Annotated in this window: 19 protein-coding genes; 7 read left to right on the forward strand and 12 right to left on the reverse strand. The window is 70.2% G+C overall.

All coding sequences use genetic code 11. From position 1 onward, the window contains the following. Positions 1-130 precede the first annotated feature (130 nt). Positions 131-1,564, reverse strand: coding sequence for a gamma-aminobutyraldehyde dehydrogenase (locus KZC51_RS00150; RefSeq protein WP_247627999.1), 1,434 nt, complete (start codon positions 1,562-1,564; stop codon positions 131-133). A 99-nt stretch (positions 1,565-1,663) separates the two neighbouring features. Between KZC51_RS00150 and KZC51_RS00155 the strand changes: the two genes are divergently transcribed. From KZC51_RS00155 to KZC51_RS00165, 3 genes are read left to right on the forward strand one after another with little or no spacing between them, the layout of a single operon-like run. Continuing rightward, entirely contained in the window at positions 1,664-2,131 is a 468-nt protein-coding gene (locus KZC51_RS00155; RefSeq protein ID WP_247628000.1) for an Lrp/AsnC family transcriptional regulator, read from the forward strand. 29 nt (positions 2,132-2,160) lie between these two features. After that, positions 2,161-3,564 carry an NAD(P)/FAD-dependent oxidoreductase gene (locus tag KZC51_RS00160; RefSeq protein WP_247628001.1) on the forward strand — a complete coding sequence of 468 codons (1,404 nt, stop codon included), beginning with the start codon at positions 2,161-2,163 and terminating at the stop codon, positions 3,562-3,564. Then, a complete protein-coding gene (locus KZC51_RS00165; protein WP_247628002.1) occupies positions 3,561-3,908 on the forward strand; it encodes a cupin domain-containing protein in 348 nt (115 codons plus the stop codon). The genes KZC51_RS00160 and KZC51_RS00165 overlap by 4 nt, the downstream gene beginning before the upstream one ends. A 34-nt stretch (positions 3,909-3,942) precedes the next feature. On the opposite strand, the gene KZC51_RS00170 is transcribed toward KZC51_RS00165, so the two are convergent. The 5 genes from KZC51_RS00170 to KZC51_RS00190 all read right to left on the reverse strand — a co-directional run bounded on the left by KZC51_RS00170 (position 3,943) and on the right by KZC51_RS00190 (position 8,647). Further along, positions 3,943-4,890: a DNA-methyltransferase gene (locus KZC51_RS00170; RefSeq protein ID WP_308194273.1), complete on the reverse strand. Its 948-nt coding sequence runs from the start codon at positions 4,888-4,890 to the stop codon at positions 3,943-3,945. Positions 4,891-5,000: 110 nt separating this feature from the next. Continuing rightward, positions 5,001-6,050 (reverse strand): lipoate-protein ligase LplAB, encoded by a 1,050-nt coding sequence (gene lplAB / locus KZC51_RS00175; protein WP_247628003.1) that lies wholly within the window; start codon positions 6,048-6,050, stop codon positions 5,001-5,003. 45 nt (positions 6,051-6,095) lie between these two features. Beyond that, positions 6,096-6,833 (reverse strand): DUF1684 domain-containing protein, encoded by a 738-nt coding sequence (locus tag KZC51_RS00180; RefSeq protein WP_247628004.1) that lies wholly within the window; start codon positions 6,831-6,833, stop codon positions 6,096-6,098. A 174-nt stretch (positions 6,834-7,007) separates the two neighbouring features. Further along, complete coding sequence (locus tag KZC51_RS00185) at positions 7,008-7,877, reverse strand: alpha/beta fold hydrolase (protein WP_247628005.1); 870 nt, start codon at positions 7,875-7,877, stop codon at positions 7,008-7,010. Positions 7,878-7,909: 32 nt separating this feature from the next. Then, the gene (locus KZC51_RS00190; RefSeq protein ID WP_247628006.1) at positions 7,910-8,647 is read right to left on the reverse strand and encodes a copper homeostasis protein CutC; all 738 of its coding nucleotides are present in this window, start codon (positions 8,645-8,647) and stop codon (positions 7,910-7,912) included. Positions 8,648-8,730: 83 nt separating this feature from the next. On the opposite strand from KZC51_RS00190, the gene KZC51_RS00195 reads away from it, so the two are divergent. The 4 genes from KZC51_RS00195 (at position 8,731) to KZC51_RS00210 (ending at position 12,846) form a co-directional block, all read left to right on the forward strand. Next, positions 8,731-9,171 carry a MarR family winged helix-turn-helix transcriptional regulator gene (locus KZC51_RS00195; protein ID WP_247628007.1) on the forward strand — a complete coding sequence of 147 codons (441 nt, stop codon included), beginning with the start codon at positions 8,731-8,733 and terminating at the stop codon, positions 9,169-9,171. Positions 9,172-9,176: 5 nt separating this feature from the next. Continuing rightward, positions 9,177-10,505 carry an MFS transporter gene (locus KZC51_RS00200; RefSeq protein ID WP_247630559.1) on the forward strand — a complete coding sequence of 443 codons (1,329 nt, stop codon included), beginning with the start codon at positions 9,177-9,179 and terminating at the stop codon, positions 10,503-10,505. Positions 10,506-10,537: 32 nt separating this feature from the next. Then, positions 10,538-12,448: a BCCT family transporter gene (locus tag KZC51_RS00205; RefSeq protein WP_247628008.1), complete on the forward strand. Its 1,911-nt coding sequence runs from the start codon at positions 10,538-10,540 to the stop codon at positions 12,446-12,448. A 62-nt stretch (positions 12,449-12,510) separates the two neighbouring features. Next, complete coding sequence (locus KZC51_RS00210; RefSeq protein WP_247628009.1) at positions 12,511-12,846, forward strand: hypothetical protein; 336 nt, start codon at positions 12,511-12,513, stop codon at positions 12,844-12,846. A gap of 206 nt (positions 12,847-13,052) precedes the next feature. Here KZC51_RS00210 and rocD read toward each other — a convergent pair whose 3' ends face one another. From rocD to KZC51_RS00240, 6 genes are all read right to left on the reverse strand, one after another. Beyond that, positions 13,053-14,222, reverse strand: coding sequence for an ornithine--oxo-acid transaminase (rocD, locus tag KZC51_RS00215; RefSeq protein WP_308194274.1), 1,170 nt, complete (start codon positions 14,220-14,222; stop codon positions 13,053-13,055). 71 nt (positions 14,223-14,293) lie between these two features. Beyond that, positions 14,294-15,172 (reverse strand): dimethylargininase, encoded by an 879-nt coding sequence (gene ddaH / locus KZC51_RS00220; RefSeq protein WP_247630561.1) that lies wholly within the window; start codon positions 15,170-15,172, stop codon positions 14,294-14,296. A 176-nt stretch (positions 15,173-15,348) separates the two neighbouring features. Further along, positions 15,349-16,347 carry an NAD(P)-dependent alcohol dehydrogenase gene (locus KZC51_RS00225; RefSeq protein WP_247628010.1) on the reverse strand — a complete coding sequence of 333 codons (999 nt, stop codon included), beginning with the start codon at positions 16,345-16,347 and terminating at the stop codon, positions 15,349-15,351. Between the two features lie 18 nt (positions 16,348-16,365). Then, positions 16,366-16,581, reverse strand: coding sequence for a helix-turn-helix transcriptional regulator (locus KZC51_RS00230; protein ID WP_247628011.1), 216 nt, complete (start codon positions 16,579-16,581; stop codon positions 16,366-16,368). Beyond that, a complete protein-coding gene (locus tag KZC51_RS00235) occupies positions 16,581-17,045 on the reverse strand; it encodes a hypothetical protein (protein WP_247628012.1) in 465 nt (154 codons plus the stop codon). Before KZC51_RS00235 ends, KZC51_RS00230 begins: the two co-directional genes overlap by 1 nt. A 317-nt stretch (positions 17,046-17,362) precedes the next feature. Then, on the reverse strand, positions 17,363-21,046 hold the full coding sequence (locus KZC51_RS00240; protein WP_247628013.1) for a proline dehydrogenase family protein: 3,684 nt from the start codon (positions 21,044-21,046) through the stop codon (positions 17,363-17,365). Between the last annotated feature and the right edge of the window lie 55 nt (positions 21,047-21,101).

Genomic DNA, 21,101 nt, shown 5'->3' on the forward strand with positions numbered 1-21,101 from the left:
AAACATGACGCGCGGGGCGCCCGGTCGAGCGCCGAGTGCACGGCATCCGCCCGCGTGCACGACCTCTCCGCGCAAGTTTCCCGTGCACTCGGCGACAACCCGTGCACTCGGCGGGCGCGGGCGGGGGAGCTCAGTCCAGCGCGGACATGACGTGCTTGATGCGCGTGTAGTCGTCGAAGCCGTACTGCGAGAGGTCCTTGCCGTAGCCGGAGTGCTTGAATCCGCCGTGGGGCATGTCCGACACGAACGGGATGTGGGTGTTGATCCACACGCACCCGAAGTCCAGGTCGCGTGAGAACCGCATCGCACGCGCGTGATCCGTCGTCCACACCGATGCGGCCAGCGCGTACGGCACGTCGTTCGCCATCGCCAGCGCCTCCGCATCCTCGGAGAACGACTGCACGGTCAGCACCGGCCCGAAGATCTCGCCCTGCACGGCCTCGTCGTCCTGGTGCAGACCCGACACGATCGTGGCCTCCCAGAAGTAGCCGCGGTCGCCCTGGCGTGCACCGCCGGTCTCGATCTTCGCGTGCGCGGGGAGTCGTTCGACGAACCCCGCCACCTGGGCGAGCTGTGCCGCGCTGCTGAGCGGGCCGTACAGCACGCCCTCCTCGTGCGGTCCGCCGGTGCGGGCGTGCGTGCGGGCGCGAGCGACCAGCGCCGCGACCAGTTCGTCGTGGATCGAAGCGTGCACGAGCACACGCGTCGCGGCGGTGCAGTCCTGGCCTGCGTTGAAGAACGCGCCGGTGACGATGCCCTCGACCGCTTTCTCGATCGACGCATCCGGGAACACGATCGCCGGGGCCTTACCGCCCAGCTCGAGGTGAACGCGCTTGACGTCGTTCGCGGCCGAGCGGGCCACGGCCATACCCGCGCGCACCGATCCGGTGATCGCGACCATCTGCGGCGTCGGATGCTCGACCAGAGCCACACCGGTGTCACGGTCGCCGAGCACGACGTTCAGGGTTCCCGCCGGGGTGTGCGCCGCGACGATCTCGGCCAGCAGCAGCGTGGTGAGCGGCGTCGACTCGGCCGGCTTCAGCACGACGGTGTTGCCCGCGGCGAGCGCGGGGCCGATCTTCCACACCGCCATGTTGAGCGGGTAGTTCCAGGGGGTGACCTGACCGATCACGCCGATCGGCTCCCGGCGCACGAAGGAGGTGTGCCCGGCGAGGTACTCCCCCGCGGCGCGGCCCTCGAGGCTGCGGGCGGCGCCGGCGAAGAAGCGCAGCTGGTCGACGGACTGCATGATCTCGTCGGCGACGAGCGTGGCGCGCGGCTTGCCGGTGTCGCGCGACTCCAGGTCGGCGAACTTCTCGGCGCGGGCGAGCATGTCGTCGGCGATGCGGAACAGCGCCAGCTGCCGGTCGGCGGGCGTGGTGTCGCGCCAGAGCGGGAAGGCAGCGGATGCCGCGGCGTAGGCGTCGTCGACGTCGCTGCCGTCCGACACGGGGAGCGCGCCGTACTCCTCCTCGGTCGCCGGATCGATGAGCGGCAGACTGCCCGCTCCACGCACGGGAACGTAGCGACCGCCGATGAAGTTCTGCAACGTCTCTGAAGGCATGTCCACATGGTAGCGAGGAGTGTGCGAAATCTGAAGCACTTTCCTGACGAAACAACTGAATCGGTTGCCAGAGCATGTTCAACCTGTCAATATCGACACATGAGCACCACGCCGAAGCAGCCTGCCCTGGACGACATCTCCAAGCGGATCGTCGAACTCCTCCAGGAGGACGGCCGTCGGCCCTATGCCGAGATCGGTCGCGAGGTCGGGCTCAGCGAGGCAGCGGCCCGCCAGCGCGTCCAGCGGATGACCGAGGCGGGCATCATCCAGATCGTCGCCGTGACCGATCCGATGCAGCTCGGCTTCCACCGCATGTCGATGATCGGCATCCGCGTCACGGGCGATCCGCGCACGATCGCCGAGGAGCTCACGAAGATCCCCGAGCTCGCGTACGTCGTCGTCACCCTCGGCACGTTCGACATCCTCGTCGAGGCCGTGTGCGAGGACGACGAGCACCTGCTCGACCTCATCGCGACCCGCATCCGCACCATCGACGGCATCGCGCAGACCGAGAGCCTGCTCTATGCGGGCCTGTACAAAGACCTCTACAACTGGGGTACGCGCTGAAGCGCGCCCCGTCATCCAACGGAGTGATCATGGGAACCACCGTCTTCGAGCGTCAGCAGCCGCCGCAGTCCGTCATCGACGACTCCCTGCGGTCCACGGCCTTCGGGGTGTTCTGGCTCGATGACGTCGAGCGACCGGTGCATCCGCCGTTGTCCGGCTCCGTGCACGCCGACCTCGCGATCGTCGGCGGCGGTTACACGGGACTGTGGACCGCGATCCGCGCCAAGGAGCGCGACCCCGAGCGCCGGGTCGTGCTGCTCGAGGCATCCCGCGTGGCCTGGGCCGCATCCGGCCGCAACGGCGGGTTCTGCGAGGCCAGCCTCACCCACGGCCACGAGAACGGCGTGAATCGCTGGCCCGACGAGATCGACCGGCTCGAGGAGCTGGGCCTGGCGAACCTCGACGGCATCGCGCAGACCGTCGCGCGCTACGGCATGGACACCGACTTCGAGCGCACCGGCCAGCTGGCGGTCGCCGTGGAGCCGCACCAGGTCGAATGGCTCCGCGGCGAAGACGACTTCCTCGACGAGGATGCGGTGCAGGCCGAGGTGCACTCGGAGACGTTCCTCGCCGGCTCCTGGGACCGCGAGGGCTGCGCGATGGTACATCCGGCCAAGCTGGGACTGGAGCTCGCACGCGTCGCGTCCGAGCTGGGCGTCGAGATCCACGAGCGCACCCTGGTGCGCGGCATCGAGGGCGACGGCTCCTCGGCGCTCACGCTGGTGACCGACGGCGGACGCGTGACAGCGGATGCCGTGGCGCTGGGTACCAACGTCTTCCCGTCGTTGCTCAAACGCAACCGCCTGATGACCGTTCCGGTGTACGACTACGTGCTGATGACCGAGCCGCTCTCGGACGCACAGCTCGCGTCGATCGGATGGTCGCACCGCCAGGGTCTCGCCGACAGCGCGAACCAGTTCCACTATTACCGGCTCACCGCCGACAACCGCATCCTGTTCGGCGGCTACGACGCGATCTACCACTACGGCGGCAAGGTGCGCCCGGAGTACGAGGACCGCATGGAGAGCCACCGGCGCCTGGCCTCGCACTTCTTCACGACGTTCCCGCAGCTCGCGGGGCTCACGTTCACGCACCGGTGGGCCGGGGCGATCGACTCGTCCAGCCGGTTCTGCGCCTTCTTCGGCACCGCCCGCAAGGGCCGCGTCGCCTACGCGACCGGGTTCACCGGGCTCGGCGTCGGCGCCGCGCGGTTCGCCGCCGACGTCATGCTCGACAAGCTCGCGGGCGAGGAGACCGAGCGCACGACGCTGAAGATGGTGCGTGAGAGGCCGGTGCCGTTCCCGCCCGAGCCTGCCGCCGCGATCGGCATCAACCTGGTGCGGGCAGCCATGAATCAGGCCGACCACCGCGAGGGCAAGCGCAACCTGTTCCTCAAGACGCTCGACGCGCTCGGGATGGGCTTCGACTCGTGAGCGGGCTCGCCGCAGGAACCGGCGTGGACGCGGGCGCCCTCCGTCTCACCCATGAACCGCTGCCGGTCGACGAGGTCCTCTCCGGCACTCCCACGACGGGCACGCAGGCGTTGGCGTCTCTGGGCGAGGTCGAGATCGGCATCTGGGAGATGACGCCGGGCACGGCCACCGACACCGAGGTCGACGAGGTGTTCGTCGTGCTCTCCGGGCACGCCACGATCACCTTCGACGACCCGTCCCTGCCCGACATCACGGTCGGCCCCGGTTCGGTGGTGCGCCTGGCCGAGGGGCAGCGCACCACGTGGACCGTCACCGAGACGCTGCGGAAGATCTACATCGCGTAGCCGGGCGGTACGCGCCTGTGGATCGTGCGGAGCCTCAGCCCAGCGCCGTCACCTCGGCATGCGGCATCCGCTCGCGCATGACGCGGACCGCCTCGGGGTTGTCGTCGATGAGCACGGCATCCCGCCCCAGAGCCGACGCCACTGCGCCGGTCGTACCGCTTCCGGCGAAGAGGTCGAGCACGCGGTCGCCGGGGCGGCTGGAGGCGCGGATGATGCGGCGCAGGATCCCCTCGGGCTTCTGCGTGGGGTATCCGGTCTTCTCGCGGCCCGTGGTGGGGACGATGGTGTGCCACCAGACGTCGGTCGGCAGCTTGCCGCGCGCTGCCTTCTCGGGCGTCACGAGGCCGGGCGCCATGTACGGCTCGCGGTCGATCTCGTCGGCGTTGAAGACGTACGTCCGCGGGTTCTTCACGTAGACGAGGATCGTGTCGTGCTTGGTGGGCCAGCGCCGGCGCGACTTCGCCCCGTAGTCATAGGCCCAGATGAGCTCGTTGAGGAACGAGTCCCGCCCGAACACCGCGTCGAGCATGACCTTGGCGTAGTGCGCCTCGCGGTAGTCGAGGTGCAGGTACAGGGTGCCGTCGTCGGCGAGCAGCCGCCACGCCTCCTCGAGCCGCGGCATCAGGAAGGTGCCGTAGTCGTCGAAGCGGTCGTCGTACGTGCGCAGCATCCCCCGCACCCGCTCGTAGGCGTGGCCGTGGAAGCCGTGGCGGATCTCGGTCTCGGCGGCCTCCGGTTCAGAACTCCTCACTTCCGGGGTCTCCGCGCTCTCAGACTCCCGCGAGTCCGCACTACTCGAGTCGGGGGCCTCGGATTCTTGAGGAGTTGTGGACGCCCGCCGCGCCGTGACCACCTGCCGTTCCTGCGTACGGCCGGTGTTGAACGGCGGATCGAGGTAGATCAGGGTGAAGGATGCCGCGGGCAGAGTCGCCGCCGCGGCGAGGTTGTCGCCCTCGATGATCGTGACGGCACCGGGCGTCACCTCTGTCGGAGAGGTGCATGTTCTTCGGCCGGATTCGGCGGATGCGGCCGCAGAAGGCGCATTCTCCCGAATTTCGGATGCGCCACCCTCCGAGCCTGTCGAGGGGTCGGTCACGGGACCCGGTGCAGCCACGCGTCGGTGGCGAACTTCGACTCCACCAGAGCCTCCGCGGCGGCGTACTCCTCGGCGCTGATCGCCCCGGTCTCGGCATCGGTCAGCGAGCGGAAGGTGCCGATGAACCGGTCGATGATCTCGGCGCGGGTGAGTCCGGTCTGGCTGCGCAGCGGATCGACGCGCTTGGCCGCGGACGTGGTGCCCTTGTCGCTCAGCTTCTCCCGCCCGATGCGCAGCACCTCGATCATCATCTGACCGTCGATGTCGTACGACAGCGTTGCGTGGTGCAGCACTCCCCCGTTGGCGAGACGCTTCTGCGCCGCCCCGCCGATCTTGCCGGTGGGGCTCGCGATGTCGTTCAGCGGCTGGTAGACCGCGTCGATGCCGAGGGACCGCAGCGCCTGCAGCACCCAGTCGTCGAGGAAGGCGTAGGAGTCGGCGAAGGTCATGCCCGCGACCAGCGACGCCGGCACGTACAGGGAGTACGTGATGATCTGCCCCGCGGCCATGAGCATCGCCCCGCCGCCGGAGATCCGGCGCACGACGTCGAATCCGTGGCGGGCCGCCCCTTCGGGGTCGACCTCGTTGCGGTACGACTGGAAGGAGCCGATCACGACGGCGGACTCGTCCCACTCCCAGATACGCAGAGTGGGGCGGCGGCGCCCCTCGCCCACGCGGGCGGTGAGCACCTCGTCGAGTGCGAGGTTCATGCGCGGGGAGACGGCCTTGTCGTGCACGATCTCCCAGTCGAAGTCGCGCCACCCCGGCGCCGTCACCAGCGCGCGCCGCACCGCCGTGCCGACCGCGTCGGGGGTGAATCCGAGCAGCTGGGCGCCCGCCGGCAGGGCCTCGCGCACGGCGGTCGCGATCGCGGTGGCATCCGTCTCGACGGGCAACCCGGTCACTGCGGCGTTGATGTCGTCGAGCGCGGAGTCCGGCTCGAGGAAGAAGTCACCGGCCAGTCGGAACCGCGCGATCCTGCCGTCCTCGACATCCAGGTCGACGACGACGAGCTTTCCCCCTGGGACCTTGTATTCACCGTGCACGGTTCCAGCTTAAGTCCGCGCGCCCCCGACCGCCCCGGTCCCGCGTCAGCGGCCCAGCACCACGGCGCGCTCACCCGCACGGATGGGCACGGTGTAGCGGTTGCCCGGCGGGGGCAGCGGGCAGACGAACTGGTCGGAGAACGCACACGGCGGCAGGTACGCCCGGTTGAAGTCGATCACCGCCGTGCCGTCGGCCGCGGGCTCGTCGACGAGCAGAAACCGGAACCGGTAGGTCTCACGCCCGTTGGTGCCGTCGCCGAACACCGCGCTCAGCGCGCCCTGCGCGTTGCGGGTGACCGTCAGCTCGTGATCCTTCTCGCGCACGGAGAAGTGCAACCGACCGGCGAGCGGGGACTCATGCGCCCCACCGTCGACCGTGGTGATGGTGACCTGCTCGCCCGGGGTCGGCTCGAACGTCGCCGCCACCCGCCACGCACGGTCGGGGCGGTAGGCGTCGATCCCGCTGAACCGCTCCCGCTCCGGCCGTCCGGGGTTGTAGACGCGCAACGCGACGGTGTCGTTGCGCGTGAACCGTCGCAGCTCCCGTCTCCCGAGCCGCAGCGTCTGCACTCCGCGCAGTGCCACGCTCTCGCCGGCCCGCCCGAGGTCGGTGCCGCGGATGCCGCCGTCCTCCGTGAGCGCCCAGAGGCCAGGGATGCCGTCGACCGCGGCCGGCATCCCGATCAGCCAGTTCGTCGACTCGAGCGCGGCGGGCCCATACTCCGCGCCGGCGTAGCGCTCGCGCGACGTGTGCCAGTCATGCCAGTCCTTCTCGAAACTCATCGGAGCAGCGCCCTCCCGTGCGAGCGCACCGCTCAGGCGCACCTCGCTCGTCCGCGGAATATTGCCCCCGAATCTATGGGCGCGCCACTTACGGAGACGGGGATCACGTCACGCAACTTCACCGACTGTCATCGGCGTTCATGGTGCGTAACACGGCGACGCCGGAGAACGCCGTCAGTCGCGCGGCGGGAAGCGCTTGTCGAGCCAGGAGAGCACGTCGGCACGTACCTCTCCCTGCTGCAGCTCGTTGAAGATCTCGTGCCGCGCGTCCGGGTAGACCAGCGTCGTGATGTCGGTGTAGCCGGAGCGGGTGCGGTACTCCTCGGCCAGCTTGTGCACGCTGCGGGGTCCGCCGACCGGGTCGTCGCGTCCGACCAGGAGCAGCAGCGGGATGTCGCGTCCGCCCTTCGCGACCAGGTCCTTCGCCGGGCGCCCGTAGAGCTTCGCGGCCTCGATGGGACCGAAGAGCTTCAGCAGTGGAACGTCGGTGGTCAGCGGATCGTTCTCGAACGACTCCCAGACCGCGGGGTCGCGACTGAGCCACTCGAACCCGGTCGCATCAGGGCCGGCCCAGCGGGCGTTCAGCGGCGCGGCGTTCAGCGAGCCGGGCATGCGCAGCGCCGATCCGGAGAGGATGACGGCATCCCACGCGTCGGGGTGGTCGTTGACGAGCATCTGCGCGAGGAAGGAACCCCAGGAGTGACCGAGCAGCACGAGCGGCAGGTCGGGGTTCTCATCGCGGATGATGCCGGTCAGCTGCCAGACGGCGTCCTCCGCCGCGCGCAGCCCGCCCTTGCCGAGACGGCCGAGCCTGGCCGGCCCTTCGTGCTGACGGATGCCGGTGCGGCCGTGTCCGCGGTGGTCGTCCGCGTAGACCGTGAAGCCCGCGCCGGTGAGCGCGCCGATCAGCGCGCCGTAGCGTCCCGCGTGCTCGCCGACGCCGTGCAGCAGTTGCACGACTCCGCGCGGCGCGCCCTCAGCCGGGTGGACGTCGTAGACGATGGCGATGCCGTGGGCATCCGTGAACTCTCGCGTATCCGTCACGCTGAGAGCCTACCCATGGCGGCGAGGACCGGCTACAGGCCGAGCGCCGCCCGCACGCCGAGCGCGATGTCGCGATCCGTGACCTCGTAGCCGCCGACGCCGTCGGATGCCGACCCCATGCGCACTCCGCCGTCTTCGCGCACGGCCCGCTTGGCGGAGAAGTGCAGTGCGTCGACGCCGATCGCGGCGAGCGCCGGTGCCGTGGCGGCATCCACACCGCTGCCTGCCATGATCTCGATCTCGCCCTCAGCCGCGGCGACGAGTGCGCGCAGGGTGTCGATGCCGTCGATCGCCGCGGAGGCGCCGCCCGAGGTGAGCACGCGACGCAGTCCGAGGCTCCGCGCCGCCGCGAGCGTGGCCACCGGGTCGGCGGTCACGTCGATGGCGCGGTGCAGGGTCACCGACGCTCCCCCGGCGGCGTCGCGCAGACGGGTCATCGCCTCGATGTCGAGGCGCCCGTCCGCGTCGAGCGCGCCGATGACGACCCCGGTGGCACCGGAGGCGAGGGCCAGGCGCACATCGCGTTCGGCGACCGCGAGCTCGTCGGCGTCGTAGTGGAACCCTCCCGCACGGGGGCGGATCAGCACGTGCACCTCGGGGCCGGTGTCACCGGCGGTCTCGACCGCGATCTCCACGGTCGCCTGAGACGGGGTGAGTCCCCCCAGCGCGAGAGCCGTCGCGAGCTCGACGCGTGCGGCGCCGACCTCCGTGGCGATGCGCACACCGGCGGGGTCCTGTACGGCGAGTTCCAAGGCGAGAGTTCGGGTCACGCCCTCCATTCTGCCGGGTACACGCGGCCTCGACGGCATCCGCCCTTCCCTCTTCGCAGAAGATTAGATAGGCTATCTAAGTAATGTCTGCGTCTGAAGAAGCCCTCCACCTCACCGCCACAGACCTGCGCATGGCCACGTTCCGCCTGGCCCGCCGGCTCCGCTGCGCCCGCGCCGCCGACTCGATGAGCGACGCGCAGCTGGCCGTGCTGGCCACCCTGCGCATGCACGGCCGTCGCACGATCTCCGCTCTCGCCGAGCACGAGCGGGTGACCGCGCCTTCCATGACGAGCACGGTCGACGGTCTCGAGAAGCAGGGGTTCGTGGCACGCACGCCCGACGAGGAAGACCGCCGCCGCGTGCAGGTCGACATCACCGAGGCCGGCACCGAGATCGTGGTCGAGACCATCCGCCGCCGCGACGAGCTGCTCGCCGACATGCTCCGCGAGCTCGACTACACAGAGGTGGAGCTCGAGACGCTGCGCGCGGCGAGCGAACTGATGCGGCGGGTGACCGACCGATGAGCGCCATGTTCCGGTCGTTCGCGAACATCAACTACCGCATCTGGTTCGCCGGGGCCCTGGTCTCCAACATCGGCGGGTGGATGCAGGCGACCGCCCAGGACTGGGTCGTGCTCACCGAGCTGACCGACAACGACGCGACCGCCATGGGCGTGACGATGGCGCTGCAGTTCGGTCCGCCGCTCGTGCTCGTCAGCCTGACGGGCTGGGTGGCCGACCGCTTCGACCGCCGGCACATCCTGCTCACGACGCAGAGCGCCCTGCTCGGACTCGCGATCGCGGTGGGCGTGCTGCTGCTCAACGGCCTCATGACCCTGCCGATGATGTTCTGCTTCGCGCTCGGTTTCGGCATCGTGAACGCCTTCGATGCGCCGGCCCGCCAGGCCTTCGTCTCGGACATGGTCTCCACGGGCGACACCTCCAACGCGGTCGCGCTGAACTCGGCATCCTTCAACCTGGCCCGTATGATCGGGCCGGCCGTCGGCGGGCTGCTGATCGTGGCGATCGGCTCCGGATGGGTGTTCATCGTCAACGCGGCGACCTTCCTCGCGATGATCCTCGCGCTGGTGATGCTGCGCACGAGCCTGCTCGCCCCTCGCCCGAAGCACCGCAGCCGCGGAGGCCTCGCCGCCGGCTTCCGCTACGTCTGGGGGCGCAGCGACCTGCGCGTCGTGTTCGTGACCGTGTTCCTGATCGGCGCCTTCGGCATGAACTTCCCGATCTTCGCCTCGACCATGGCGATCGAGTTCGGCGCCGGCGCCGACGGATACGGCGTGCTCAGCTCGATCCTCGCGATCGGCTCGCTGGCGGGCGCCCTGCTGGCCGCGCGCCGCGACCGCGCCAGAGTGCGCGTCGTGATCTTCGCGGCCGGAGGGTTCGGCATCGCGGCCTTCGTGTCGTCGGCAATGCCGAGCTACGCGGCGTACGCGGTGACCCTGATGTTCACCGGCTTCATGATCGTGACCCTGCTCACGACGGCCAACGGCTACGTGCAGATGACCACCGATCCCGCGCTGCGCGGGCGCGTGCTCGCCCTCTACATGGCCGTGATCATGGGCTCGACGCCGGTCGGCGCTCCCATCGCCGGGTGGGTGGCCGACGCGTTCGGCCCGCGTGCCGCCATCATGCTCGGTGGCACGGCAGGTCTCATCGCCTGCGCGATCGGCGCCATCTGGGTGTTCACCTCCGGACGGCTGCACCGCGATGAGAACCGCCGCTTCCTGCTCACGCTCGACGAGACGCGGCCGCTCAGCATCATCGACGAGGTCGACCCCGTGGAGTTCAGCGACGAGGCGGCGGTGACCACTCCGATCCGGTCGCCCCGGCCCCAGGACTGACTCCGCGACCGTCGGCGATATACCGTTGACGGATGAGCGGACCGGAGAACGACCCCCAGCCGACCCCTGCCACCGCCGCAGAGCCGGTCTCGACGGACACCACCGAAGGCACTGCGGTGCGCCGCGCACTGCCGCCCTTGCAGCGCTGGGTCTTCTGGCCCGCGACGGTGATCATCGTGGCCTTCGTCGCTTTCACGCTCGCCGCCCCGCACCTCGCCGAGGCGCTGTTCGGCGCGATCCAGACCACGATCGTCAACGCTTTCAACTGGTACTACGTGCTGATCGCCGCGTTCTTCGTGGCCTTCAGCCTGTACCTCGGCTTCAGCCGCTTCGGCGACATCAAGCTCGGCAAGGATGACGACGAGCCGGAGTTCTCGCTCATGTCGTGGTTCTCGCTGCTGTTCGCCGCCGGTATGGGCATCGGCCTGGTCTTCTACGGCGTGAGCGAGCCCCTCACCCACTTCGCGACCCCGCGCCCCGGCGTCACCGGCACCCCGGAGCAGCTCGCGCAGGCGGCTCTCGGTCAGACCTACCTGCACTGGGGCGTGCATGCCTGGTCGATCTACGTCGTGATCGGTCTCGCGCTGGCCTACGCCATCCATCGCCGCAAGCGCCCGATCTCGATCCGCTGGACGCTCGAGCCACTGCTCGGCAAGCGCGTCGAGGGCGGATGGGGCCACGCGATCGACGTGATCGCCCTGGTCGGCACGCTCTTCGGCGTCGCGACATCGCTCGGGCTCGGCGTCATCCAGATCAGCGCCGGCCTCAGTGCCGCGGGGCTGGCGGAACCCGACGAGACCACGCAGGTCATCATCATCCTGATCATCTCGGTGTTCGTGCTGATGTCGGTGCTGTCCGGCGTCACCAAGGGCATGAAGTGGCTGTCGAACGCCAACCTCGTCATGGCCGGACTGCTCGTGCTGTACCTGCTGGCCGTGGGACCGACCGAGTTCCTGCTGCGCGAGTTCGTGCAGTCGATCGGCTACTACGTGCAGAACTTCATCGGGCTCTCGTTCAACGTCAGCGCCTTCCAGGGGACCGCCGGCGAGGAGTGGCAGGCGCAGTGGACCTCGTTCTACTGGGGCTGGTGGATCTCATGGGCGCCGTTCGTCGGCATCTTCATCGCCCGCATCTCGAAGGGCCGCACGGTGCGCGAGTTCGTCGCCGGCGTCATCCTGGTGCCCACCCTGCTCGGCATCCTGTGGTTCGCGGTGCTGGGCGGGTCCGCGCTCGCGCTCGAGCTGCAGTCCCCCGGCACGCTGACCGGGGCCGACGGCACGGTCAACCTGCAGGGCGCCCTGTTCGAACTGCTCGCTCAGGTTCCCGGCAGCGCGATCGTGAGCCTCGGCGCCGTGCTGCTGATCGCGATCTTCTTCGTGACGTCCGCCGACTCGGGAGCCCTCGTGATGGGCATGATCGCGACCGGGGGTCAGCAGAACCCGAAACGCTGGATCCGCACGTTCTTCGTCGCCGTCACCGCGGCCCTCGCGATCGCCCTGCTGCTCGCGGGTGGCCTGACTGCGCTGCAGACCGCCGCCATCACGATCGCACTCCCGTTCAGCGTCGTGATGCTGCTGATCTGCTGGTCGACGGTCGTCGCGTTCACCCGCGAGCGACGCGCCTACGCCCGCGCGGAGCGCGCGCAGCTGATCGACAAGATCGGCGACTACTACGGCCTCGAGGTCGAGGCCCGCGACGAACGCGGAGTGCTGGGCGCCCAGCCGCGGTGGATGCGTTCGCTGCAGCGCCGACTCGGTCTGCCGGTCGCGCCGACCACGCCGATCCGGATCCCTGCGCAGCTGCTGAGCTCCGAGTCGAAGGCGGATGCCGGACCGGCCACCCTCGACGTCGACGACCTCGTGTCGTCCGACGAGCTCTCCGGGTACGACGACCCGGACGTGCCCTCGCACGGTGAGGACGAGTCGCCGCAGTACCCGCGCTGACCTGTTCGGCCGCGGTGTCAAGGGGGTGCGCGGCCTCGGCCTCACGGACGTACGTTCGCGTCATGACTGAGAACACCGACACCACACCGCACCCCCAGGACCCCGCGGAGGGGGCATCCGACGTCGACGGCACCGAGGAGCACGACCCGCAGGGCGGCAGCCAGGGCGGAGCCATCCAGGGGGACAGCTCGCACGGCGACTCCCCGCACGGCGCGATCCAGGGCGACGCCAGCCACGGCCACTCCCCCGACGGCGCCATCCAAGGCGACGCCAGCCGCGATGACGACACCCCGGCTCCGCTCGGGGGCGACGAGACGACCGAGCAGCAGCTGCACGCCGACAACCCCGCCGAGGAGGAGACCCTCAAGCTACTCGACCCCGATAACCCGCCGGCCTGAGCCCCTGCGCCGGCCTGCCGCCCTGCGCCGGCCTGCCTCCTGAACCGGCCTTCCGCCCTGAACCGGCCTTCCGCCCTGAACCGGCCTTCAGTTTTTCGGAGGACGTGAAGAATCGCGGAGGAATCCTCCCGATTCGTCCGCGATTCTTGATCAGGGCCGCAAAAGTTCAGCCTGCGGATGCCGGATGCCGGGCCGGATGCCGCGGGCTACGCCCCGAGCACCACCCGCAGCTGCTCCACGGCCCAGTCGAGCTCGGTCGCGCGGATCACGAGCGGCGGTGCGATGCGGATGGTCTGCCCGTGCGTGTCCTTCACCAGCACACCACGATCGAGCAGCTTCTCGGCGATCTCGCGCCCCGTCCCCTTGGCGGGGTCGATGTCGACACCCGCCCAGAGTCCGGCGATGCGCACGGCCGTGACGCCGTGTCCGATGAGCGGCTGCAGACCCTGGTCGAGGTGGGCGCCGAGGGCCCGGGCGCGCTCCTGGAACTCGCCCGACTCCAGCATCTCCACGACGCGCAGTCCGACGGCCGCGGCGAGCGGGTTGCCGCCGAAGGTCGATCCGTGCTCGCCGGGGCGGATGACCCCGAGCACGTCCTCGTCGCCGACGACCGCAGACACCGGGAGGATGCCGCCGCCGAGGGCCTTGCCGAGCAGGTACAGGTCGGGCACCACGCCCTCGCGGTCGCACGCGAAGGTCTCGCCGACGCGGCCGAGTCCCGACTGGATCTCGTCGGCGATGAAGAGCACGTTCTTCTCGTCGCAGATCTCGCGGATGCGGCGCAGGTACCCCTCCGGCGGGATCACGACCCCGGCCTCGCCCTGGATCGGCTCGACCAGCACCGCGGCCGTGTCGTCGGTGATGGCGGCGGCGATGGCATCCGCGTCACCGTAAGGCACGACATCGAAGCCGGGGGTGTAGGGACCGAAGTCATCTCGCGCCTGATCGTCGTCGCTGAAGCTGACGATCGTGGTCGTGCGACCGTGGAAGTTCCCGGCGGCCACGATGATGCGCGCCCTGCCCTCGAGGATGCCCTTGACCCGGTAGCCCCAGGCGCGCGCGACCTTGATGCCGGTCTCGACAGCCTCGGCCCCCGTGTTCATGGGCAGCACCAGATCCTTGCCGCAGAGCTGCGCGAGCGCCGCGGCGAACGGTTCGAGCCGATCGCTCTGGAACGCACGGCTGACGAGAGTCACCCGGCCGAGCTGCTCGGTGAGCGCAGCGACGAGGGCCGGATGACGGTGCCCGAAGTTGACCGCGGAGTACGCGGCGAGCAGGTCGAGGTAGCGCTTGCCCTCGACATCCGTCACCCAGGCGCCCTCACCGCGGGCGATGTTGACGGGCAGCGGGTGGTAGTTGTGCGCGACGTGCGTCACGGCCGACCCGCGCTCGGTCGCTGAGCCTGGGATCCTGAGCTTGTCGAAGGGCGAAGCGCCCCCCACGCCGCTCACTCGGCACCCCGCAGTTCGAGCGTGCAGCACTTGATGCCGCCGCCGCCGAGCAGCAGCTCGGAGAGGTCGACCATGATCGGGTTGTAGCCGCGCTCGCGCAGCTGCGCCTCGAAGCCCTTGGCGCGGGGCGAGATCACCACGTTGTAGCCGTCGCTCGCGGAGTTCAGCCCGAACACCGAGCCGTCTTCATCCGACACCAGGATCGCGTCGGGGAAGCGCTCCTCGAGGATCGCGCGGCTCGCGTCGTCGAAAGCACCGGGGAGGTAGGCGATGTTCGCGCGCTCCGGGCCGCCGTTGTCTGTGCCCTGCACCGGGTCGAGCACGGCGATCGCGGTGTCGAGGTGGTAGAAGCGCGGATCGATGAGGTTCAGCGACACGACCTCGCGGCCGAAGACCTCGCCCACCTCGCGGTGGCTGTCGCCGGTCGAGCGGAACCCGGTGCCCGCGAGGATCACATCGCCGACGAGCAGGAAGTCGCCCTCGCCCTCGTTGACCTCCTCCGGGACGACGGTGTCGTAGCCGGCCGCGCGGAACCAGTCGGCGAACGCGGGGGCCTCACCGGCACGCTCGACGAAGCGGAACTTCGGCACGTAGGCGCGGCCTTCGATCAGGAACCCGCCGTTGGCCGTGTAGACCATGTCGGGGTAGCCGGCGAGGGGCTCGATCAGCTCGACCTCGTGACCGAGCTCGAGGTACAGGTCGTGGAGCTTCTGCCACTGCGCGACCGCTTTGGCCGTGTCGGTCGGCTTCGTCGGCTCCATCCACGGGTTGATCGTGTAGCTGACGGTGAAGTGCTCGGGGCGGCACATCAGGTAGCGGCGGCGGTGCGCGGTGCGCGTGGGTGCTGACGCGACCGCGGTCTCAGGCGTCGACATCGTACTTTCGAAGGACATGGATGCTCCTCAAGGAACGGATGCGGCGGACGCTGTCCAGGGGCCCGACGGTCCTTCGACCCGCCGCTCGTTCAGAGCCGGCGCCGGGGAAGATGCGACTCGGGCACGCCACGCTCCATTGTGCCATCCGAGGGCTCTGCGACGCCAGGGTGCCGCGGCTACGCGGCGCGGACGACGACCTTGCCGACCGTGTGACCGGCCTCGATGTGCGCGAGGGCGGCGGATGCCTCGGCGAACGGATACTCACGCTCGATGACCGGCACGATGCGCCCCTCGGCGGTCAGCTCGAGCAGCGTGCGCAGCACCTCGGGCCGGGTCGTCGCGGCAAGGGGACGGATGCGGCGGCGCGACCCGATAGACAGCAACGCGGCCTTCAGCATCCGCGGCACCGGCCCGAGCACGTGTCCGCCGTCGCCCGTCGCCAGCACGACGGTGCCGCCTGGCGCCGTCAGCCGCTGCAGTTCGCGCAGCGGCATCCCTCCGGCGATGTCGATGACCGCGTCGAAGTGCGCGGTGGGCAGCTCCGACAGCGGATGCGTGCGGTGGTCGAGCGTGCGCACGGCGCCGAGCCGTTCGATGAGCGGGGCGTTGCGCGCGCCGCACGTGGCCCACACCTCGGCCCCTCGGAGCGCCGCCAGCTGTACCGCGAACGTGCCGACACCACCGGATGCCCCGATGATCAGCACGCGGGGCGCCGTCGCGTCGGTCAGCCCGACGCCGGCCAGGTCGAGCGCCTGCCACGCGGTGCCCCCGGCGATCGGGAGGCAGGCGGCGGGCTCGGGGGCGACGTCGGTCGGCCGCGGCACGAGTCGGGATGCGGCGACCGTGGCGTAGGGCGCGAGTCCTCCGCCACCGGAGAGCTCGCCGATGACCTCTTCGCCGACCTCGGCGCCGACCACATCCGGCCCGACCGCGATGACCGTGCCGGCGACATCCATCCCGCGCACCGGGAACTTCGGCCTCGTGAGCCCGAAGATCGGACGCACCAGCAGCGGATCGCCGAGCATCAGGCGCACATCACCCGCGTTCAGGGCGGTCGCGCGCACCTTCAGCAGCACCTCGCCGCGACGCGGGACGGGGACGGGTATCTGGGCGAGCGTCGTGCCGGTGGAAGGCCCGTAGGCTTCGCCGCGCCACGCGGACATCATCTCGGTCATGTCAGTGCTCTCGCTCTCTCACTGCTCGGGGTACTGGAAGAGGTCGTCGAGTCCCACGCCGAAGGCGCGGGCGATCTGGAACGCGAGCTCGAGCGTCGGCGAGTACTTCTCCTGCTCGATCGCGATGAGGGTCTGCCTGGTCACCCCCACGGTGCGGGCGAGCTCGGCCTGCGTGAGGCCGACAGCCTCCCGATGATGGCGGATGCTGTTGGAGACGAGCGTGGGCTTGACCATCACACCAGGCCCCGGCGGTAGGCGATGACGCGGGCGATGCTGCCGACGAGGGCGGCGACGGCGAATCCGGCGTACATGGTGTTCGCGATCCAGAACACGTCGGCGCCCACCGCGCACAGCACGATCACTCCGAGCCCCGCGATCACCAGGAAGGCCTGTTCGACACGCCCGCCCAGACGACTGATGTCGCGGTCGCGGATGTCGGAGCGGCCCGCGTCTTCGGGGTCTTTCACCCGCGCGATGATGCCCCAGACGATGCTCAGCACGATGGTCGCGACGATGCTCGCGCCGATGACCCACAGCATGAGGGGGAACCAGTCGACCTCGGTCAGCGGTCCTCCCCCGGCCAGCTGGAAGACCAGCCCGATATAGACGGCCAGCGAGATCGGGGTCAGGATGACTCCCGCCCAGGCGTTGCGCTCCTCGTAGACCATGACGACCTCCGTGTAAAGAATTATTGACACGCTCACTGTACGTCGCCACCGCGACGCGTGTCAAGAATTCTTTACACGCGTCGCGACCTTCCTCGTGAGGGGTCAAGACACGCCGCACGCCCACCACGAGACACGGCGTGTTCTGACCCCTCACCTCGCAGCACCCCGCCACCCCGCCAGCTCGCCAGCACGCCACCTCGCCAGCACCTCACGCCGCCTCCTCGCGTTCGACCTCGCCTTCCAACGAGGGGTCAAGACACGCCGCTCCCCCGCCACGAGACACGGCGTGTTCTGACCCCTCACCTCGGGCGCGGGCTCGGGCGCGGGCGCGGATGCGAGCGTCGACGTCAGATCACGTCGCTGAAGGTGCGGTCGGGGTTGCCGTAGCGGTGGGCGGTGATGCTGATGGACTGCTCGTGCACGAACGGCAGCAGCTCGATGCGTCCGGCCGCCGTCACCTCGCCGTCGTACACCGCGAGGTCGGGGTCGCCCTGGACCGCGGCGGCCAGCAGGCCGTGCAGTTCCGCCACAGCATCGCGCGGGCCTACCAGACGCACCCGATTCACCCACGGCGCCGGAGCCGCGCCCGGCTCGACGGGTTCTTCGCGGCGCAGCATCCGCTGCATCCACTCCTCGTCGCTCTCCAGGTGCACGGCGGCGTCGAGGTCGCCGAGCGCGTGGCGCACCCCGGCAGGGAGCCCGACCGGCGTCGACAGCGTGAAGCCCGCCCCCGCGCGCACCGCGGCGATGACCGCGCGCAGCAGGTCCTGCAGCGGGGCGTCGGCGGCGGCGCGGATCTCGACGGGCACCGGTCGATACCGGAACAGGTTCCGTTCGATCCCGAGCTGCGAGACGTCGCGCACCTGGCCGAACTCGCGGCCCCAGGCGAGGGCATCCGACAGGGCGGCGCGGCGCAGCCACTCGAACGACTCGTACTCCAGAGACGGCTGAGCCGACTCGATGAGCGCCGTGATGCGCGAGTCCAGGCCGCGCAGATGCAGCGTGCTGGATGCCGCGGCGCCGGGGTGCGAACGCCAGGTGCCCAGTCCGATGAGGTAGTTCGGTCCCCCGGCCTTCGCGCCCGGACCCACTGCGGAGCGCTTCCAGCCGCCGAACGGCTGCCGCTGCACGATCGCGCCGGTGATGCCGCGGTTCACGTAGAGGTTTCCGGCCTGCACCCGGTCGAGCCAGAACGCCAGATCGTCGGGGTTCTGCGTGTGCAGCCCCGCGGTCAGCCCGTAGGCGACCGCGTTCTGCAGCTCGACGGCCCGCGCGAGGGTCGGCGCGTGCATGACCCCCAGCACCGGACCGAAGAACTCCTCGGTGTGGAAGCGCGATCCCGCCTGCACGCCGACGCGGACGCCGGGGCGCCACAGCCGCCCGCTCTCGTCGTCGGCCGCGACGGCCGGCTCGATGAGCCACTGCTCGTCACCCTCCAGCTCGGTCAGCGCCCAGGCCAGCTTGCCGTGCGGCTTCTCGATCACCGGGCCCACCTCGGCCAGAGGGTCGCTCGGCCATCCGACGTGCAGCGAGCGCACGGCATCCGCGAGCTGCCGCGCGAAGCGCTGCGACCGGCCGACCGGACCGACGAGGATCGCGAGCGACGCCGCCGAGCACTTCTGGCCTGCGTGCCCGAACGCACTCTTCACGAGATCCGCGACCGCCAGATCGAGATCGGCCGACGGTGTGATGATGATCGCGTTCTTGCCGCTGGTCTCGGCCAGCAGCGGCAGATCGGGGCGCCACGAGCGGAACAGCGCCGCGGTGTCCCAGGAGCCGGTGAGGATCACGCGGTCGACGGCCTCGTGCGTGATGAGCGCCTGACCGAGCTCGCCCTCCTCGATGTCGACGAGCGCCAGCACGTCGCGCGGCACCCCCGCCTGCCACAGCGCCTCGGCGACGACGGCAGCGCATCGGCGAGCCTGTGGTGCGGGCTTGAACACGACGCCGGAGCCGGCGGCGAGGGCCGCCAGCACTCCCCCCGCCGGGATCGCGACGGGGAAGTTCCACGGCGGGGCGACCACGGTCACCGCGGCCGGAACGAAGGCCGCACCCGAGATCGCGTCGAGCTCCCGGGCCTTCGCGGCGTAGTAGCGGGCGAAGTCGACGGCCTCGCTGACCTCGACATCCGCCTCGGCGAAGACCTTGCCGGTCTCGGATGCCGCGACCTCGATCAGCTCGCCTCGGTGCGACTCGAGCGCGGCCGCCGCACGCAGCAGCACCTCGGCACGCTCCGCCGCGGGGTGGGATCCCCAGCTCGGTGCCGCATCGCGCACCTGGCGAACCCGTTCATCCAACGTCTCGGCGTCGTCGATACGTGAGGTCGCGAGCGTGTCGACCCCGGCCGTGGAGTCCGCGATGCGTGCGCGCACGTCCTGCGCCCATTCACGGTTCGCGGCGAGCGAGGGGTCGGTGTCCGGCGCGTTCACGAAGCCGGGAGCGCCACCGGCATCCGCATCCAGTTCCCGTGCCGAGTAGACAGCCGTCTCGAGGAAGGGCTCCCCGTCTGACCCGCGCGAGATGCCGAGCACCGCCTTGGTGAGGTCCACCTCGGGTGCCGGGGCTGCCGGCACGGGGCGCACGGCCTCGTGCATCGGGGCCAGCCGGTTCTGGGTGCGCCGCGGCCCGCGCCAGAACGTCGGCTCGGTCGAGCGGTCGAGCGCGTCGAGAAAGCGGTCCCGTTCGCGCACGAACAACGACTCGTCGTCGTCCAGCCGGAGCGCCGCCGAGAGGAAATTGTCGGGCGAGGCACTCTCTTCGAGTCGCCGCACCAGATAGCTGATGGCCACGTCGAACTCCGCCGGGGCGACCACCGGCACGTAGAGCAGCACGGCTCCGACCTCGCGCGAGACCGCCTGCACCTGCCCCTGCGCCATGCCGAGCAGCATCTCGAACTCGATCCGGTCGCGCACGCCGCGCTCCCCCGCGAGCAACCAGGCATAGGCGATGCCGAACAGGTTGTGTCCGGCGATGCCGAGCCGCACGGCAGCGGTGTTCTCGGGCTGCAGCGCCCAGTCGAGGCAGCGCAGGTAGTTCGCGTCCGTGTCGAGCTTGGTGTCGTAGGTCGCCGGCGTCCAGCCGTGGAGCTTCGCCTCGACCTGCTCCATCGCGAGGTTCGCCCCCTTGACCAGACGCACCTTGATGGGGGCGCCACCGTACTCGACGCGCTCCCGCGCCCACGCGGTCAGCTCCTGCAGCGCGGGCAGAGCATCGGGCAGGTAGGCCTGCAGCACGATGCCCGCCTCGAGACCCTGCAGTCGCGGATCCTCCAGCAGCCGGGTGAACACCGCGATCGTGAGGTCGAGGTCGCGGTACTCCTCCATGTCGAGGTTGATGAATGTGGGCCCGGCGCCGGCATCCCCCGCCGCTGTCAGATACAGCGGCAGCAGTCGCTCCACGACCTGATCGACGACCTCGTCGAACGCCCACATCGAGATGTGGCTCATGATGGCCGAGACCTTGACCGAGACGTAGTCGACGTCGGGACGCCGGATCAACTCGTGGATGCCGTCGAGGCGGCGCTTGGCCTCAGCCTCGCCCAGCACGGCCTCGCCCAGCAGGTTGAGGTTCAGGCGGACGCGGGATTCCGCGCCGTCCGCCGGTTCACGCAGCTTCGCGAGGGCGGGGCCGAGCTTCGCCGGTCGCGCATCCACCACGAGATGGCCGACCATCTCGCGCAGCATCCTGCGGGCGATCGGCACCACGGGCGACGGCAGCAGGGGCGCGACGCCGCCGCCCAGACGCACGGCTCCGCGCAGGTACCAGGGCAGGAAGCCGGGAACATCCGGGGCGATCCGGTGCAACTGGGATGCCGCAGCACCCAGGCTCTCCGGGCGCATCACGCCGTCGACGAAGCCGAGCGTGAACGGCAGCCCGCCGGCATCCTGAAGGACTCCGGCCAGACGCTCAGCGGCGGGGTCGACCTCGACGGCGCCCGCCTCGATCACCCAGCGGCGGGCGAGTTCGACAGCACGTTCGGCGAGGGGCGCGGATGCCGCGGCATCAGCGGAGGATGACGACGACTCGACCATGGCCCCAGCCTATGACTCCACCCCTCTCCTGCCCGGCGCCTCGCCTGGGGCGTCG

Origin of the sequence: Microbacterium croceum (assembly GCF_023091245.1) — a bacterium.
Lineage (GTDB): Bacteria > Actinomycetota > Actinomycetes > Actinomycetales > Microbacteriaceae > Microbacterium > Microbacterium croceum.